We start from the raw sequence: 17,309 nt of genomic DNA, 5'->3' as shown, positions 1-17,309 counted from the left end.
GGGATGATCTTCACCGGATTTCGGGGATAGTCTTCACTGAAGAGCCGCCTCCAGTGTCAAGAAAGCGGATTTTTTCGAAATTTTCGTCGTCGTCCGGCACAGGCAAAAAGAGCGAGAAATGAAAGACCTCGGTATCACCGGACAGATCGATATTGCAGAATTTGAGTCCTTCAACCCGGTTAGTGAAAAGGATTCCTACATGGGTGCCGCCCGGCGGAATCGGATTCTTGAAGGACGCTTTATAGAAGCGGTCGTCGATGTGCACTTTCGCTGCACCGCCGGGTCGCGTATGTACTGGCCACGCGGACTCGAACGGCAAGTAATAACCCTCGCCGTTTTCGGTGCGGAACATCCATAAGTAAAGCAAGGTTCTGTTCGTCACCTCGACCCAGACCGGTTGCACGTCGGCTATGTTCAGGTTGGTGCCGAACATGCGCTCGTCGTCGTCGGCACTCAGCACGGCAGCGCTCACCCGTACACCGTGACTTTCCGCCGTCACGGCACGGGCGCGCAACGACGCGTCATCAGCACGCGTAGACGACGGAGCACTGTTTGCACATGCGTTGAAGGCGAGTAACAGGCACCCCGCGCAGAGTGCATCTACGATCTGACGCAAACGGCGTAGTGGATTCGTCATGGGCCGCCCGGAAACAAGCTACGCCGAGCCCGGTGGGGGCGTCTGCAGCACGACGTCCAGCGCACGTGGACAAAGCGGTGTCCGCATTACGGTCGTCTGGGAGGCCCCGGACCACCTATCAAGGCTTGTGTGCCTCCGTTACTTGCGGCTCAGTGCATGGTGTATCCACGTCCGCTCATACAGGCAGAATAGGCCTGGTTCCATGCGCCCATGGCGTTCTGTTTCTGCGCCTCAGCGTTTGCCTGCGCGTTCCGCTGGTTCTGGCGCGCACGCATCCCGCCACCCATCGTTCCTGCGACCGCGCCAACGGCGGCGCCCTTACCTGCGTCGCCCGCAATCGCACCGATGACGGCGCCACCCGCCGCGCCTCGAGCGGCGCCGCCAACCCGTTCTCCGCCGCCTACCGCAGGTCCGGACGGAGGCGGAGGCGTTGCGGCGACAGCCGTCGGATCAATGCCGGTTTTCGACTTGGCCCACGAAGCACACTGTCCCTCGTCCTGCTGCTGTTTCTGTGCGCTTTGGCCTTTGGCCGGATACGCGACAGGCTGCGCTTGCGCAAGAGCCTGGCAACACAGCAGCGCCGCGATAGCGCTAATGTGGTAAATCCTTAAGGCGTTCATAAGAGCCCCCTGTGTGGTGGCGTGCTCTCACCTAGTCTATTCGGTCCACTGAATTAGCGGTAGGAATCTCGCAAGTCGATCCGGGGCGACGGCACGTGTCGCGCCTCATGGAAGACCTTTTAAGATGCGAAACTGGCGAACGCGATGCAGACAGCTCCCGCTTTTGTCGACTGCCCGAAACATTGGCTCGTCGTTGGTTCCACAGGGACATGGCCGGTCCTTCAGACAGAAGGACAGAGTCCCGACTAATCGGCCGTGTCGGGACTGGTGGCAATTGCAAATGGGTTTGTAGCGGATTGCGGCGTCGACTCAATATGATGTTAGAACATTCATCGCGCTTTTTGATGCGCAAATACTGAGTGTACCGACGCGCCGAATAATAGTCGTGATTGTTTCGTTTGATAAAAACAGAACTTGCCGATTAATGAACCTGCGAATGTATCAGGCGACCTGGTTGCCTAGCGACCTGACAGCGGGGCTCGTATTGACCACCATGCTGGCGCCCGTCGGCATTGCTTATGCCGAGGCCTCTGGTGTTCCCGCCGAAGTACACTGCCCCGAGTGCGGTGGTTCCGCGCACTTTCGCGGATAGTGCGGTAGGGTGTGAGCTTGCAGAGAGCCAGTGAAATTCCGAGGAGAAGTGTATGCGCAGCACTGGGCACCCACCGCCCAAGGACGCGCCGGCGCCGGGTTTGATTCAACGGATGCTTTCCTGGCTTTTTTTCACTGTGCTTATGTTTCCCGGTCTGGCGCTCGGGATGGACTTCAAGATCTACTACCAACCTCAACTTGAGTTAAAGATGGTTATCGGGGAAGGGAAGGTTCAGGAAGGTGACGCAGAGAAGTTTCTCGCAGTCGCCAAAATGGCTGACCGCGATGAAGAAGGACTCGTTGTCCTTGTTTTAAATAGCCCAGGAGGGAACGTTGAGGCCGCTTTCCGGGTCGTCGATGCAATGGATAGGGTACGGGTCTATACAACGGTTCCAGATAATGCCAAATGCGCGTCCGCTTGCGCTTCGATCCTGTTCGCTTCCGGAGAACGCCGAAGCGTTGTCGGTTCCGGGCTGCTCGGTTTTCACAGTTGTTACCGGCGCGATGGACGAACCCACGCCGAGGACTCGCTTTGCAACGAAATAATCGCGGCGAACGCAATGCAAAGGGGCGTAAGCCATGCAGGCATCAATCGTTTCGTCAAGCAATATGGTGCGCAAGACATGGCGTGGGTCGGGCGCAACGTCGCCTGCAAGTCGCTGCAGGGGCTATGCAAGCCAGGGCTACTGGAAACTCGATACCAGACGAAGGCTGCGTTGATGCATAGTTTTGATTGCAGCAAGCTCATATCTGTTCAAGCGCAGCTTATTTGCGGGGATGCGGAACTTGCCCGTGTCGATAAAGCATTGGCAGAAATCTATCATCAAAAGATAAAAGGATCGGCTAACAGGACGCGATTACGAGCGGATCAACGAGCATGGCTTCGCAATTCTCGCAACGTGTGTGGCGATAAAGCCTGTCTGCTACGAAGCTATCGTCTCCGCATCGATGAACTACGGCAATGATGTGCCGATCGATGTAATGTAGGCTCGCTCAACCGCCAGAGCGTGAGCCTCATCCGGCACCGCAGCAAAACCGCCGCGTTCCTCGGCAGCGCGCGCGACATTTCGTGATTCCGTGTTCTCACCACACCTTCGCACCTCGCCTCATCGACACGCGTCTAGACCCGATACGCGCGCGATCAGCAGCAGCGGCCACGTTGCTTCATTATCGTTCCCGTTGCCGTGCCGAACTTCCGCAGTCGACCCGACAAGCGCCATCCGTTACCAGAGGTCACTTTTTGCCGTTGTCGGAGGTCGAGGTTTCTTAGACTTACTGACACACTGAAGCTCGACGTTTCGGATGATTTACCTGCCAACGCCGGCCTTCGGTTTTTGTCACCCTCGCAGGGCCTGACGCACATTGCCCCCTGCCACCGCCAGGCGCGCCCTCGCCTCGTCCGCACCAATATCACATTTGAGCGCCACGATCGCCACCTTGACCTGATATCCGCATGAAACAAGCGTGCTGCGGGCCATTTCCTCGGACATGCCCGTCGCGTGCATGGTCAGGCTGATGGCACGTTGCACCAGCTTTGCATTGACTGGTCGCAGGTCAACCATCAGGTTGCCGTATACTTTCTTCAATCCCACCATCAAGGCGCTCGAGAAACTGTTCAGGGCAATCTTCTGCGCCGTCCCGGCCTTCAGACGCGTACTGCCCGAAATGATTTCCGGCCCGGTCACGAGCGCGATGCTGATCTGTGCGGCAGCCAGCACTGGGGCATTCGGGTTATTGGCGAGTCCAATCGTGAGTGAGCCACTCGCGCACGCCGCACGCAGTGCTCCAAGTACGTAAGGGGTACAACCCGACGCAGCAATGGCGAGCACCACGTCGTTGGCTACCGGCCGCACAGCCAGCAGATCCACCTCGCCCTGCTGACCGTCGTCCTCGGCACCCTCTACTCCATCGGTAAGCGCGTCGGCACCGCCGGCCACCAGCGCGATTGCTCGAGCCCGAGGCCACGAAAAGGTTGGATAAAGCTCCACCGCATCAAGCAATCCGAGACGTCCCGAGGTGCCGGCACCCACGTAGATCAGTCGGCCCCCTGCCGCGATTCGGGGGATCGCTTGACGTACCGCTTCGGCCAGTTGTGCACGGGCTGCCCAGACTGCCTGAGCGGCGTTAAGTTGGTCCTCAACCAGAACCTCCACCAGTCGATCGACCGGATACAGGTCCAGGTCGGGATGCTGCGGGTGCGGGATTTCTGTGCTGTTTTGCATCGCGATTCATTCCGGGCGCAGGTTTGGTCGCCAGAGGATGGGTCACGGACCGGCTTGAACAGTCTCGCCCATTCGTCACGCCCTTCCCTAGCTTATTCCGACACGAAAATAACAAAAAGACGAAAACGCTTGCCGAGGGAGTGGTGGCTAACACTGTATGCCCCATCCCGAGACCACGTGTTGGAGTGCTTGATCGCTGCCGCATTGCGCACGAAGCTTCGAAGAATCGAATATCCGTTGTGCGTCACCCCTGAAGAGACCCTGTTCCTCAAGACCCGTGAGCCGCTCGCCGCCCGTCTGACGTTCAACTTCGTTTGAGGCAAGCCACGAAGACCAAGACTCCCGAGATCCTGTCGGAACTCCTCCGCGTCGCCAGTCGGGCGCTGTGGCGCGGCAAGCGTTGCGGCATAACAACCCTCGCGGTATCTGGCGTGTCACCGACGGCGAGCTATCCAAAGCCTGATCGGCGGTCAGTTTGAACGTACTCTGCCAGGAGCCCGTGATCCGCGCAGGCCGCGCAGTCAGTAGTTACTTGCGCGTGCGTTGCGGGGCGAACCGAGCCATCATTGCTATGATTATCATACTTACGTTCGTTGCGAGGTTTTGAATGGCTGCATTGTCCGAGAAGAGCGATACGCTGTGCCCGGTCGCGCGGTCTCAGGCTGTTATCGGCGACCGCTGGGCTGTCCTGATTGTGCGCGAACTGTTCATGGGAAATCGAAGGTTCGACGGCCTGCTGGCGCAGTCGCAGGCGACACCGCAGATGCTCTCGTCCCGCCTCAAACGGCTGGAAGCAGACGGCATGATCGAGCGCAAGCGCTACATGACAAAGCCCCCTCGTTACGAATACGAGCTCACGGAGATGGGGCGAGCGTTCTACCCGGTCATCCTAGCTCTTCGCGAATGGGGCGAAACGTGGCACAAGTCGCCGGACGAGGACGTCGCGGTGCGCTATACGCATCTCACCTGCGGCCACGATGCTGGCATTGGCACTGTTTGCCAAGCCTGTGGTGAGCCATTGCGACGCGAAGATCTAAAGGCTGAACTGAGCCCTTCCTACGCGCAGGAGCGCGCGGCACGACAAGACGCAGTAAAGGTCGGGAAGCTTGTGTGATTCATGCAGCGCATGACTGATTCCCACACGCTCACTCGTCCCCCATTGACACGCATCCCTTTTTCCGTATTTTGTATCGCATACGGGGGCTTTCCCCTCGCAATCGGCCGAACGGATACTGATGCATCAATGCATAAACCGCAGGCTTGTCTTTGAGTTTAGCACGCTCATCGAGCACAGCAGGCCAAGATTGAGAATGTATTAGATCCGAAATCAAGTTCGTAAATGACATTGGATTTCCTCGCACGATTAGGGTGGCGCTTTAAACAGCGTTTAACAGAACCTCCGCTTACTTCTCGTAGTGCCGGTGGAATTTTATTTTCGGAGGCCGATCACATCAATTATGGTTTGTACTCGAACTGCAACTATTCTAATTACATATTATTTGCAGGACGAGTTTTGATGTGATGCGAATCCTAAAAAACGGAACAAATCTGAAATAAAGAGGCTGTTGGAGCGGGCCGTTCGCGACGTGTCGCGCTTCGCGAGCTTGCAAGAGTGTGCGTCACACCGTAGTCCGCCCGGAAATCTGTGTCGACCCCCAAAAAGCCGCATGCGGGTGCTACCCTTTGAACCATAGCCTGAGCATCGTTAGCGACGCCCCGAGCGGGCACGCCGCAACCGAAGAAGTATTCGCTTCTCCTCTCGCAGCCGAACGAGTCCGTGACTATGCTACGCGTCTTGAGAATGGGTTATTAAATGCTATCGGCGAGTGCCGCATGCTCCTCTTTCCCAAGAGCCGATGAAAAGGCGATACGGCATGAAAACGCCCGCTTGCCAAGGTGTGAACCGTGAGCGCGAAGGGCAGATCGGCGTCAGACGCCGCGCGCTGTGAGAGGGCCGCAATCGGGCTGCGGCCATTCGCTTTTACTCCGGTCCTCTTGTGATTTGTCGACCGAAGCATGTCTTCGCGTCAGATCGGCGCTTCTTCTGTTACCTCATACGCGATCGAGTGCTCATCGAGAAACGCGAGCGTGGCGCTCCTGCCACGAGGCGTTCATAGTCACAGGACATGGCTTAGAAATTCGCGTGTGCGAGGGTCCTGCGGCGCATCGAAGAAATCCTTCGGCGATCCGGATTCGACGATAAGCCCTTTGTCCGTGAAAAAAACCTGATGTGCGACCTCGCGTGCGAAGCGCATCTCATGCGTCACAAGAATGCTGGTCATACCCTCTGCAACGAGATCCCGGATCGTGTTCAACACTTCTTTTACCGTCTCAGGATCGAGCGCTGCAGTCACCTCGTCGAACAGCATCACGTCGGGCCGCATCGCAAGGGAGCGCGCGATCGCGACACGCTGTTGCTGCCCTCCCGACAACTGCCCAGGAAAGGATTTTTCTTTGCCGGCGAGACGCACTTTCGCGAGAAGTTCGACCGCGCGGTGCTCGACCTCTCCCTTCGGCTGCTTCAGAACGTTAAGTGGCGCGAGCATCACGTTTTCCAGAACGGTCATGTGCGGGAAAAGGTTGTATTGCTGAAATACCATGGACACGTCCTTGCGCAGCGCGATGCGCTCCGTGTCGCTGTGCAGGGTGTGAACGGCATGTCCCGCTGCGTAGACTTCACCTCCGTCGATGTCGACCAGGCCGTTGATGCAGCGCAGAAGCGTTGATTTTCCAGACCCGGACGGACCGATCAAAGCCGCTGCCGTCCCCTTCTCTACTTCGAGAGACACGCCGCGCAACACCTGGTGTGCGCCAAAGGACTTCTTCACATCCCGCACCGACACGATAGCCTCCGCTACGGCGGAAGGTGAGGGACGCGCGCCCGATGATGTAGTTTCAATTCGCTGAGTGGCAAGCATATCTGTCTCCAAAATTTGCTGCATTTGATTGACCTGGTCGCCGGCTTATCGGTAGCGACGCTCAAGTTGCTTGGTCAGCATCGCGATCGGTGCGCAGTATGCGAAGAAGAGCACGAGAATGAGGCCGTATACCGGCATCATCAGCGCGGGATTGGCGAGTGCGGACAGTACTGAACTCGCCATGCTGACGCTGTCGTCGACGCCCACGATCGAAACGAGCGGCGTAGACATCATCAGGATTGCATAGGTGTTCATCCAGGGCGCGGCCATGCGCCTGACGGCTTGCGGGAGGATGCAGAGACGCAGCGTTTGCTTGCGCGTGAGCCCGAGCGCCGCCGCTGCCTCCCATTGGCCGGTAGGCAATGACTGAATGCCGCCGCGGACGACTTCGGACACATTGCCCATCACCGGGAAGGAAAGACCTACGATGCCCTTGGCCCAGGCAGGGAATGGCACCGACAAACCCAATACGTTGATCTCATACGGCATCAGATAGATGCAGAAGAACAGTACGACGAGCCATGGTGCGTTCCGGAAGAACTGTGTGATCCACCGGCTCGCAATGCGTACCCCTTTGTGGTGAGACACCTGGCCAATACCGGCCACTGTGCCCAGCACAGTCCCGATGGCCATTGCGACGAAGCTGATCAATACGTCGAAGGCAAAGCCCTTGAGGATAACCAGGAGCCACGGAATCACCGTGGCCCAGACAATGCCGTCCGCGCTGACCGTGGAAGCCTGCGCGACAGCCAGACCAGGGCACGTCGAGACGAACACCGCGGCAGTCCCGAGCAGCAGCGACGAAGATGACAAAAACGGATGACGAGTGCTCATGCTTTTCCCCAGCCAGGTACGGCAATCGACTTTTCGAGCATGTTCATCAGCACCACAAAGGCGCCGATAACCCCTAGGTAAAAGACCAGCAAAACGAGCATCATCTCCAGAGTGTTCAGGTTTTGAGCCCATATTTGGGACGATACGTACAGAAGCTCGGGTACGGCGATCGCGTATGCGTTGGTCGTCGTCTTGATCAGATTGATCAGGTTATTGCCGAGCGCGGGCAAACTGATCCGTACCGCTAGCGGCATCACCACTTTTCTGAAGGTTTGCAAATGGCTCATCCCAAGCGACGAGGCCGCCTCCAGCATCGAAAATGGCACCGCCTCGATTCCGGAGCGGAAGATCTCCACATTGAACGCCCCGGCAAACAGGATCAGCGACACCACCGCCCATCCGATATTGCCAAGTAGCGGCGTGGGAGAGCCGGCCAGATGACTGAGGAAAGGGCCCAGTGCAAAGTAGAAGAAATACAGCTGCACAAGCGGCGGAGTATTGCGGAACACCCACACATAGGCGTCAGCGCACATGCGCAGCCCACGTGAAGGCGAACGCTGGAAGAACGCGCCAACCGCGCCCAGCATTACGCTTCCGGCGATGGACGCGATCGAAAGCATGAATGTCATCGCGATGCCGTGCACAAACGTGTTCCATTCGAACGCGTCGTAAAACACCGAAAAGTTGACGCCGAAGTGGCTGTTCAACCACTGAAAGAATCCGGCGATGCTAGTCATATCGTTGCTCCTCATCGAGGCGGCGTTCGATTTGAATCATGTTCACCGCTGTGTCGCCTCTGATCTCCACCAATTTCCGTAGCGCGAAACATCAGAACGCCGGATGCGTCGATTCCTCGATATGACGGCGAGCCTCCGTCGCACTGAGCACTCCCGTCTCCTCAAGAATTTTGAGCAGCGGCTGCCCCTGGTGCACAGACTTGCGGGCCAGCTCGCTGACCTTGGCGTATCCAAGCGTAGGCACGAGCGCCGTTGCCACCGCCATCGATTCAAAGAGGTGCCGCTCATTGACAACGACGTTTGCCCGAATCCCTTGCACGCATTTTTCCCGGAACAGGCGCACTCCATTCGTCAACAATCCCACCGATTCGAATATCCGGTCGGCGACCACGGGTTCAAAGTGGTTGATCTCCAGTTGTCCATACTGCACAGCCTGCGCGACACACGTATCGTTGCCGACGACCGCCATGCCCAACTGCACGATTGACATCGGCACGACGGGATTGACCTTCCCTGGCATGATCGATGAACCCGCTTGAACCGCCGGCAACGTGATCTCCCCGAGTCCACCGACAGGCCCGGACGACAGCAGAATCAAATCCGCAGCGATTTTGCCTAGAGACGTGCCGCACACGCGCAATTCCGCGGAGACGCGTGAGAACACATCGAGGTTCTGCATGGCGTCGAAGGAATCGTCCGGCGCGCAATAGGAAATGCCGCTCAGCTCGACTAGATGGGCAAATACCGCGCGCCGGTAGCCGGCCGGCGAACCAAACCCCGTACCGATGGCGGTACCCCCAAGCGGCAGCACGAGCAGCTTTTCGCGGACCGCCCGCAACTCGTCGGCGAGGCGGTTCGCAAGCGCGGCATAGCCGCCGAAGACCTGGCCCAGTCGCATCGGCTGCGCGTCCTGCAGGCACGTTCTGCCCAGATGCAGCACGTCGCCAAATTCACCGGACTTAGCTTCGAACGCCTGCGTCAGCAGGGACAGCTCGTCGACGAGCGGCGCGAGCAGATCGTATACCGCCATCTTCATGGCCGCCGGGTAGACATCATTGGTCGATTGCGAGCGATTGACGTGATTGTTCGGATGCACGAGGTCGTAGCGGCCGGGAAGGCCCCCGAGCAGCTGTTGTGCGCGATTGGCAATCACTTCATTGAAATTCATGTTGGTGGACGTACCGCCCGAGCCTTCCAGCAAGTCAACGACCAGGGAGGCAGCGTGCTGGCCATCCGCGATCTCGCGGCATGCGCCGACGATCGCGCGGCACTGGTCGTCCGTCAGGACGCCGAGGTCGCGATTCGCAAGCGCCGCTGCCCACTTGCATAGTGCGAACGCCTTTACGAATTCATGCACATCCGCGATGGTCCGCTTGGACACGCTCAGATTCTCTACACCGCGCACAGAATTCACGCCATACAGCTTTTGGCGCGGAATGCTGACATCGCCCCAATAGTCGCTCTCGGTTCGCGTCAAGGCATCGGTGCCACTGCTATTGCTCATGTTCGGTCTCCGTATCAATGTCAACCAGTTTGGGAAGTCCGGCATGGATTTCTGCAAGCCGTTGCAGCAGGGAAGTCGACACGATCGAATGTGCGATCGCGTAGACTTCATCGAACAGATGGCTGTACTCATCGCGGCGCGCAAGGAGGTATAGCGAGCGGCCCGTATGCGATGCGCTCAGGAAGTGCAGCTTCACCTTTCTTGCGTATTCACCCGCTTGCAGCAGACACATGGGCGTGGTGATCGCCCACCCGATGTCGCCCGCGACCAACGATGTCAGTGTGTCGGCCGTGTCGACTTCCAGGCGACGCGCAATTCGGACGTCAATACGACGCAAGTAGCGCTCGATCTGCGCACCAATGTGCGACTGCCTATTAAAGCGAACGATCGGCAATGCCTCCCCAAGCTCGCGCAGATCCGCCGGAGTATGGATGGCCGCCTTGTGCTGCTTTGGCGTGATCACCACGAACTGTTCGGATAGCAGCCGCCGACGCTCGATCCCGTCGAGGTCCGCCAAAGGATCTGACGAGACCACGATATCGAGGTCGCGACCGACGAGCGCTTCGCTGTGAAATGGCGTCAGGCCTGTGCGAATCGAAAGCGTAGTGGACTCGTTCAACATCGCTTTGATGAACGCCGGCCCGCACGTCCCCGCAAACGAATCGACAAGACCGACACGCACATCCGGTTTGATGCCTCTGCTTGCATCGATGACGTGAGCCTTCAGACGACTCATATCCTCGAGCAGTGTTACACCGCGATTGCGCAGCGCCAGGCCTGCAGCCGTGAGAGTCAGCGGGCGACGCCCGCGATTGAACAGCGCCACACCGAACTGATCTTCGAGCTGCCGGATGCTTTGTGAGACTGCTGATTGGGTCAGGCCGAGCCGTCTTGCGGCGTTCGACATGTTCCGCTCCTCGGCGGTGGTCACAAAGATCTGAAGGGTTTGCATATCCAAAAACTTGACGGCGGGCATGGGTGATCCCTCTCTTCAGTAGACTATGCGCGACTCAGTAGCAGATCAAATGGTAAGCATCTAACATCAATGATGCTAATACTTATCCAAAGCGTTGCTAATAATGGGCCGCAACTATTTGAAAACCGGTATCTGCACGCCTAGGCTTGAATCGCTCGGACGTGTGTGTCTGTCCGATGGGAAGGCCATAGAAAACTGGCACGAGTCAAAACGTGGAGGAGTCCATCGTGAAATCGGTGTTTGGAATTGTCCTGTCGCTCTGTGTGGCGGCTTTCAGCACGCAGACGCATGCAGGCGGCGACGCGTTAGACCAGGTCAAAAACGCGGGCGTAATCAAGATTGGTGTGAATACGGACTACCGACCGTTTGGCATGCGCGACCAAAGCGGTCAAATCGTCGGGATCGAGCCTGACCTGGCTCGCGACATCGGCAAGCGGCTGGGCGTGAAGGTCGAGATGGTGCCGGTTCAGCCAGCCAACCGCATTCAGTTTCTGCAGCAGGGACGCATCGACGTCATTCTTGCGAGCATGACGTACAACCAGGAGCGCGCAAAGGTCGTCGACTTTATCCAGCCTTTCTACTACGCCGGCGGTACCGGCTTCGTTGCCCACAAAGGCTCGGGATTCAAGAGTTGGACCGATCTGCACGGGAAAACCGTGTGCGGCGTGCAAGGCACCTACTACAACAGGGCTGTCAGCGAAAAGTACGGCGTGAACATTGCCGCCTTTGCGGACCTCACGCAAGCGATTAACGCGTTGCTCAACAACTCCTGTGTAGGCTTCGTCGAAGACAGCACAGTGACTGCGCAGTTGCTCAGCGACAGCAAGCTCAAGGACTTCGATGCGCCGCTGCCCCCGGATGACGTGCAGCCATGGGGCCTGGCCGTTGCGAAGCAAAACGCGAACACGCCGTTGAGCAAATTCTTGTCGGACACGGTTGCCTCGTGGCACAAGAGCGGCGAACTGATCAATCTGGAAAAGAAGTGGGGCTTGCCGTCCTCAGAGTGGCTCCAGACGGAGCACAAGAAGGTGATGTAAGGCGCTATCGCGTGCGCATCGTGCATGGCGCGTCGAATTGTGGCGCGGCATGCCGACTGATTGACCACGTGACGCGCGTGGGTCCGCGAGATGTACCGGGCACGAATTGCCGGACGCAGAAAGGCGAATGGACCTTTGATGTCAACCGCGTCAATCTCGACGATGAATGGTTCGGCTACGTCGACGGGAGCAGAAGGCTCATAGTGAGCGCCTCGATCCCGCAAGATTTCGGGAATTCGCGACGTAATCCTCGTCTGCCCCTGTTGGTTGATGCTTTCGTAGCGGTCGATCGCCTGCGTATCGATGATGACGAAGGGCGCGTTACGTCTCTGCGCGCCGTCTGGTCCGACCACTTGCCATTCGACAACGACATGGTTCGGCGCGCTCCTTTCAGGAAATTCAACGTCAGGCGGGAACTCCTCGGGGAAGCGGTCGTTGAGGGACAACGGCGATGGGGAAGTTGTTCACGGCCGAAAAGGCCGATGAAGGAGCGTTCGCCGTCGACAATCGGATGGCCGGTTACGGGGTGGAGCCGACGCCTGAACGGTCCACCGACGACGCATGTGAACGGCGGTTTGTGGCCGAGAACACCAGTTCGATGAGGTTCTGAAGAGCTGCCGTCGAAAATGTTCAGCGGCAGCTATCGGGCGGCTTCTGTGAATGAGTACAGTCGGCCAGGAAACGACGCCCGCTTGATATTGACATATGGCAGAACCTCGATGCGTTTCGGTCATTCGAAGCCATTTGACTCCGGTTAAGCGGCCGAAGTCTTCGACATCTGTTTGCCTTCGCACGCTTGCATCCACGGAGAGATTTTCAGCTTCAGGCATTGGCGTTTTTGGTCGCTATGGAGTCTCCGATTTGTTCTTCGAAGTCTGCACCCAAATTATCCACGTCATCCGTTCGGCATATTCCTCTAGAAGATCCCGATCAGTAAGCCGCTCAAGGACGTCGAAATTGGGCGAGCCGGCCATATTCGCGAGCAATTGCGCGCGTTGCATTTTTGTGCGCTTCAAGCAACCACATAAACGTCTTGAACGGTGTTTCGATCGTTTGCCCCGCAGAGGGCTCAATACGTTCAAAGAACGTTGCAGGATGCCGTCTATAGGCTTGCAACTCTGCAGCCGAAAGGGGAACGCTCACAATCACTTGCTGCCCGTCATGCAACTGAAAAATGCACGTTGCTGATTGTTGAGGGTACAAAGCAAGCGGCAATATGTATTCCGTCGAAGCGAAGCCTACCGACAAATTCGCAGTGAGTTGCGGAGCGGTCATCTTCATCTTCAAACACGATGTCGAATCCGGCCCGAATCATTGCGGCAGCAACGTAGGTTTCATATCGGGCACCGGGAACATATCCGGATTCTTAAGTCGGCCGACCAGCTTCTTCTGCAGCTCAGCATTGTGGTCCAATGCGTACAGGTCGTATGCCAAGCGAAGCCAGGCGGATGATGCGCCGTTCGCTTCGACTTGGACAATGGAGTCACCCGTTAAACCGGAACGGTGCTGCAAATTGCAGATACTGTCATACCACTGGAGAATGGGATGGCGGTCACTCAACGGCTTCTTGAGTTCTGCGTTTCCCCACGCAGGATCCAAGACGTCCCTGAGATAATCTCCAAGGAAGTCGTGGAACGTCTTACCCTTGACGTGATATAGCTTATTGCGTACGGCGACGACTTTGCGTCCGCCAATCTCCGCACTAATGATCGGTCGGCCCAGCCCTTGTTGAGCGACGCGTTGTGCCTCCTTGGCCATAGCTTTCGAGCTTGCCTCGGCAACAGCCTTTGCTAGCCGTGGTGGCAAAGTTTGGCGCGCTGGTTCGGACGCAATCCATCCGTGACAATGCTTATATTTCTTCCCGCTCCCACATGGACAACGCTCATTGCGTCCGATTTTCATAGCCATAAGCATGCCCCAATCATGGGGGCGGTTTGCGCGCTTTTTTTTGTCCTCAATCGACAACTCCTTGATGGCATGTTCATCGCATTTGCGATCGTCAACTTCACGATCTTCTTCGTGCTGAAGCGATTTTTCCCGACCGCCATCGCAAACACTGCACTGAAACTCGGTAAGGCGTTGCTCGCGCTGTGGGTTATCACGTGCCTCGCTGCCGTGCTCATGTTCCACCCCGAATCGATGGCACCAACATCTACATGACACTCTCGGTGCTGCTTCTCGCGCAGGCGACCAATATGCACTTATCTTTCGCGCAGGAAATCACGCTGCAGCTCGTCACGATGCTGACCCCGAAGGGATCGACGGGCGTGACGGGCACTGGCTCCTCGCTCGCTGCGAGCCTGCCCGTTGTGCCGACCGTGCCGGTCAGCGCGATGGTGTTGATTCTCGTCATCGATCGCTTCATGTCCGAATGCAGGGCGTTGACCAACATCGTGGGCAATGGCGTGGCGACGATCCTGGTATCGGCGTGGGAAGGCGGGCTCGATCGAGTGACGCTCGCGACGACGTTGAGCAATGGCGCGCGGGACCGAGGCGATTCGTGGTCGCCGGCCGTACGCGCAACGACTGCTACCGATCCCCAAACGGTCCCATACAAATGATTCGATCCCGTGACCGTGTCGGCTCGCCGACCTCATAGAACATCACGGCGACTGCACCTGTACGGGTGCACCAAGCTTGCCCGACCCTTGCGGGGCGACTACGAGGTAGCGGCGCTTGTCACCGGCATTGCCCATTCCTGGTGTGACCAGTTGGCGAACCTGCCCGAGCGCATTGACGATCGCCGAGCCCGCGGGATTGGACATGAAATTCGCGAGCACTTGCAGGTCACCCGTGCCATCGGCGTTATCGGCAAGACCTAGTACGTACGGCTGCTTCGGTTGCAGGCCAGTGACGGCGGCCTGGAGAACCTGTACGAGCCCCTGGTCGAACAACGCGACAGTCGTAGGCACATTGGCGGTATCCGCCGTCTTGCCCGACCCCGCTGGCACAAGCACAATATGAACGCTCTGACCAGCCAGACCTAGCGCTTGCAGGTTCTGCGTAGCCTTACCTTCCGGCACCGCATTCGGCACATAAGTGACAGCCTGTGGAGCTTGCCCGATGGGCACCGTTGCGATGACCGTGTTGGTCAGTGTGTCGATCGCCGTCATCGCATCGGCGTTTTCGAGCCCGACATAAATGCGGCTGCCGTCCCCCGACGGCCATAGCCCATGTGGCAAGTTGCCGACTTGTATCGTCGCGACCTGCGAAAAGTCGTCGGTTCGAAACACCTTGACCACGTTCAGGCCGCCGATCGTTACATACGCGAACGTGCCGTTGGCGTTATGCACGACGTTCACGTGATTCGTAATCGGGCCTGTGTCTAGTGTCTTCATCAGCGCGAATGGCGGCCTTGCATCGAACACCTGGACCTTGCCGGTGTCCTTGAGCGTGAACCAGACCTGCTTGCCGTCGGGCGTTGCCGCCAGGTCGGGACAGAAGGGGCTGGCCTGCCTGACCGTGCCGACGATCTTGTGGTCGGCCACGGACACCACCTCGGTCTCCGGGTTGAAGGACGAACAGACATAACCGTACTTTCCGTCCGGTGAGAAGATCTGCATGCCGGGGCCAGACGGGACAGTAATGCGTGATTTCTCCTTGTATGTATTTCCGTCGAGCACCGCAACGTAGTTTTCCCCGCGCACGGTCACCCAGACCTCTTTTCCATCGGGCGTGAAGAATGCCTCGTGAGGAGAGCGGCCGACGTAGGTGACATGCTTGACGGCGTTAGTCTCCGTGTCGATGAATGAAACCGAATTCGATCCGATCGAGACAACCGCAATCGTGTGATGGTCCGGCGAGAAACCCATGCCGTGCACAAGCAATTGACCTTTGTACAACGGACTGAAATTGCCCGGCGACGGATCGCCGAGGCGAATCAAACCAAGCAGCTTATTGTCGGCGGGATCGATCACCGACACGGTGTTCGAGAACTGTTCAGCAGCGTAAACGCGATCGTGATGGCTTACGGGAATGTCAGGATCGGACTGCGATCCAGGGGCCTGCCCAGCCCACGCGATCTGCGCTGTTACCAGCGTGACCGCAGACAACGCGATGGCGATGGCGGATTCGTGTTTCATTGTTGCTCCCCTTGCATAGGGTTTGGCATGTTCATTGGCATGCCATGGTCGGGCGTCCGGTGAGCAGGGGCGGCAGGTATGGAAGCGGGCTGTTGCTGGTCCGGAGCGGGGGCAGGTGCTGGCAATGGTTGACCGAGTGCGACGCGCATGGCGACGATTTCCTGTTGTTGCTCGACAACGATCTCTTGCGCGATACGGCGTAACTGTTCGTTGTGTCCGTAACGCAATTCGGCCTGCGCCATATCGATGGCACCTTGATGGTGAGGCACCATCATTGCGACAAAATCGCGATCGACGTCACCCGTAGGTCTCGCGGACATGCCGTCCATCATTCTTGTCATGGCGGCATGGTTCTCCGTCAGGAAGAGCGTTTCGTTAGACGTAGCGTCGGTCTGTAAGCCGGCCGTCAAGGCAGGCGTATCGCAAAGCGCCGGGACCACCGCGATGATGATCTTCATGATCGTCCGCAAGTTACGAGGATTTCGGATACGCACGATGGTTCTCCCGTTGTGGCAAACAGGTATCTCATTGGATTTCGCGCAGATGAGGATTCCAGGCGCGATTGGGCTGCCGGGGCATCGCTGTCGAGTGCTGTCAAATTACCGGTGAACTATCGCGCAGGTCATCGGATCGTGCAGGCATGGTGGTGCGTGAGGAGAACGATCCGAAGATGACCTCGCATGGCCCACTCTGGTTATAGACCGGAGCGAAGCGAGGTGCCGAAGAACTTCAAAAGCGGCCCTTGGATCCGCACGAGTCTGAACGGCCGATACGGGTCGCTATGCGGAGGTTTACATAGCGCCCCTTGTACTAAACCGGTTGACGCAGTGGGGTAATGGGGAACCTCCTGGATACAGTGGTGAAGTCCGAGTGGGCATCCACATACTGCTTCTGTAGGTGTCCGCGTCTCCTCGTCGGGATCGTGCGCCAGCTCACCGCCACCGATGAACGTCAGCCATCGGCTCTCGCTCTCCTCCCCTACCGCGTCAGCGGTTCAGTACATCACACATCATGCCGACTCCCCAACTTATGCCGCGCCCGAAACCAAGGGTACAACGGTCGAGAGGATCTCCCTGTTTCGAGTGGTCCGGATAGTCGGCATTCAAGCGACGCAGCGCTTCTTGCCCTTGGGACTAGTATCCCGAGTTAAA

The 17,309-nt window shown here is 57.8% G+C and carries 14 protein-coding genes and 2 pseudogenes; 4 read left to right on the top strand and 12 right to left on the bottom strand.

Annotated elements, in window-relative coordinates; all coding sequences use genetic code 11:
• Nucleotides 1-10: 10 nt before the first annotated feature.
• Entirely contained in the window at nucleotides 11-637 is a 627-nt protein-coding gene (locus tag BN2476_RS46540) for a hypothetical protein (RefSeq protein WP_160111739.1), read from the bottom strand.
• 149 nt (nucleotides 638-786) lie between these two features.
• The gene (locus tag BN2476_RS20930) at nucleotides 787-1,257 is read right to left on the bottom strand and encodes a glycine zipper domain-containing protein (RefSeq protein WP_087736082.1); all 471 of its coding nucleotides are present in this window, start codon (nucleotides 1,255-1,257) and stop codon (nucleotides 787-789) included.
• A 644-nt stretch (nucleotides 1,258-1,901) separates the two neighbouring features.
• On the opposite strand from BN2476_RS20930, the gene BN2476_RS20925 reads away from it, so the two are divergent.
• Nucleotides 1,902-2,813, top strand: coding sequence for a lysozyme inhibitor LprI family protein (locus BN2476_RS20925; RefSeq protein WP_087736081.1), 912 nt, complete (start codon nucleotides 1,902-1,904; stop codon nucleotides 2,811-2,813).
• A 372-nt stretch (nucleotides 2,814-3,185) separates the two neighbouring features.
• On the opposite strand, the gene BN2476_RS20920 is transcribed toward BN2476_RS20925, so the two are convergent.
• Nucleotides 3,186-4,070, bottom strand: coding sequence for an N-acetylmuramic acid 6-phosphate etherase (locus tag BN2476_RS20920; RefSeq protein WP_087736080.1), 885 nt, complete (start codon nucleotides 4,068-4,070; stop codon nucleotides 3,186-3,188).
• Nucleotides 4,071-4,677: 607 nt separating this feature from the next.
• Here BN2476_RS20920 and BN2476_RS20915 point away from each other — a divergent pair.
• A complete protein-coding gene (locus BN2476_RS20915) occupies nucleotides 4,678-5,184 on the top strand; it encodes a winged helix-turn-helix transcriptional regulator (RefSeq protein WP_087736079.1) in 507 nt (168 codons plus the stop codon).
• Nucleotides 5,185-6,187: 1,003 nt separating this feature from the next.
• On the opposite strand, the gene BN2476_RS20910 is transcribed toward BN2476_RS20915, so the two are convergent.
• From BN2476_RS20910 to BN2476_RS20890, 5 genes are all read right to left on the bottom strand, one after another.
• Nucleotides 6,188-6,988: an amino acid ABC transporter ATP-binding protein gene (locus BN2476_RS20910; protein WP_087736078.1), complete on the bottom strand. Its 801-nt coding sequence runs from the start codon at nucleotides 6,986-6,988 to the stop codon at nucleotides 6,188-6,190.
• 45 nt (nucleotides 6,989-7,033) lie between these two features.
• Nucleotides 7,034-7,822, bottom strand: coding sequence for an amino acid ABC transporter permease (locus tag BN2476_RS20905; RefSeq protein ID WP_087736077.1), 789 nt, complete (start codon nucleotides 7,820-7,822; stop codon nucleotides 7,034-7,036).
• Nucleotides 7,819-8,559 (bottom strand): amino acid ABC transporter permease, encoded by a 741-nt coding sequence (locus tag BN2476_RS20900; RefSeq protein ID WP_087736076.1) that lies wholly within the window; start codon nucleotides 8,557-8,559, stop codon nucleotides 7,819-7,821. The genes BN2476_RS20905 and BN2476_RS20900 overlap by 4 nt, the downstream gene beginning before the upstream one ends.
• Nucleotides 8,560-8,650: 91 nt before the next feature.
• Complete coding sequence (locus tag BN2476_RS20895) at nucleotides 8,651-10,108, bottom strand: aspartate ammonia-lyase (RefSeq protein WP_218274530.1); 1,458 nt, start codon at nucleotides 10,106-10,108, stop codon at nucleotides 8,651-8,653.
• Complete coding sequence (locus BN2476_RS20890; RefSeq protein WP_087736074.1) at nucleotides 10,053-11,039, bottom strand: LysR family transcriptional regulator; 987 nt, start codon at nucleotides 11,037-11,039, stop codon at nucleotides 10,053-10,055. The genes BN2476_RS20895 and BN2476_RS20890 overlap by 56 nt, the downstream gene beginning before the upstream one ends.
• Before the next feature lie 227 nt (nucleotides 11,040-11,266).
• Between BN2476_RS20890 and BN2476_RS20885 the strand changes: the two genes are divergently transcribed.
• Complete coding sequence (locus BN2476_RS20885; protein WP_143811015.1) at nucleotides 11,267-12,076, top strand: transporter substrate-binding domain-containing protein; 810 nt, start codon at nucleotides 11,267-11,269, stop codon at nucleotides 12,074-12,076.
• 942 nt (nucleotides 12,077-13,018) lie between these two features.
• On the opposite strand, the gene BN2476_RS45605 is transcribed toward BN2476_RS20885, so the two are convergent.
• Both BN2476_RS45605 and BN2476_RS49940 read right to left on the bottom strand, forming a co-directional pair.
• Nucleotides 13,019-13,351 carry a hypothetical protein gene (locus BN2476_RS45605; protein WP_160111738.1) on the bottom strand — a complete coding sequence of 111 codons (333 nt, stop codon included), beginning with the start codon at nucleotides 13,349-13,351 and terminating at the stop codon, nucleotides 13,019-13,021.
• 552 nt (nucleotides 13,352-13,903) lie between these two features.
• A pseudogene (locus tag BN2476_RS49940) lies at nucleotides 13,904-14,014 on the bottom strand (SEC-C metal-binding domain-containing protein); the annotation flags it as partial.
• A gap of 197 nt (nucleotides 14,015-14,211) precedes the next feature.
• Between BN2476_RS49940 and BN2476_RS20865 the strand changes: the two are divergent.
• A pseudogene (locus BN2476_RS20865) lies at nucleotides 14,212-14,637 on the top strand (cation:dicarboxylate symporter family transporter); the annotation flags it as partial.
• A 42-nt stretch (nucleotides 14,638-14,679) separates the two neighbouring features.
• Here the strand turns inward: BN2476_RS20865 and BN2476_RS20860 are convergent.
• Entirely contained in the window at nucleotides 14,680-16,158 is a 1,479-nt protein-coding gene (locus tag BN2476_RS20860; RefSeq protein ID WP_087736069.1) for a YncE family protein, read from the bottom strand.
• Nucleotides 16,155-16,616, bottom strand: coding sequence for a DUF305 domain-containing protein (locus BN2476_RS20855; protein ID WP_162849259.1), 462 nt, complete (start codon nucleotides 16,614-16,616; stop codon nucleotides 16,155-16,157). The genes BN2476_RS20860 and BN2476_RS20855 overlap by 4 nt, the downstream gene beginning before the upstream one ends.
• Nucleotides 16,617-17,309: the final 693 nt, after the last annotated feature.

Origin of the sequence: Paraburkholderia piptadeniae (genome assembly GCF_900007165.1) — a bacterium.
Classification (GTDB): domain Bacteria; phylum Pseudomonadota; class Gammaproteobacteria; order Burkholderiales; family Burkholderiaceae; genus Paraburkholderia; species Paraburkholderia piptadeniae.
Note: the sequence above shows the minus strand (reverse complement) of the source record. Positions and strands in the feature narration are given on the sequence as shown.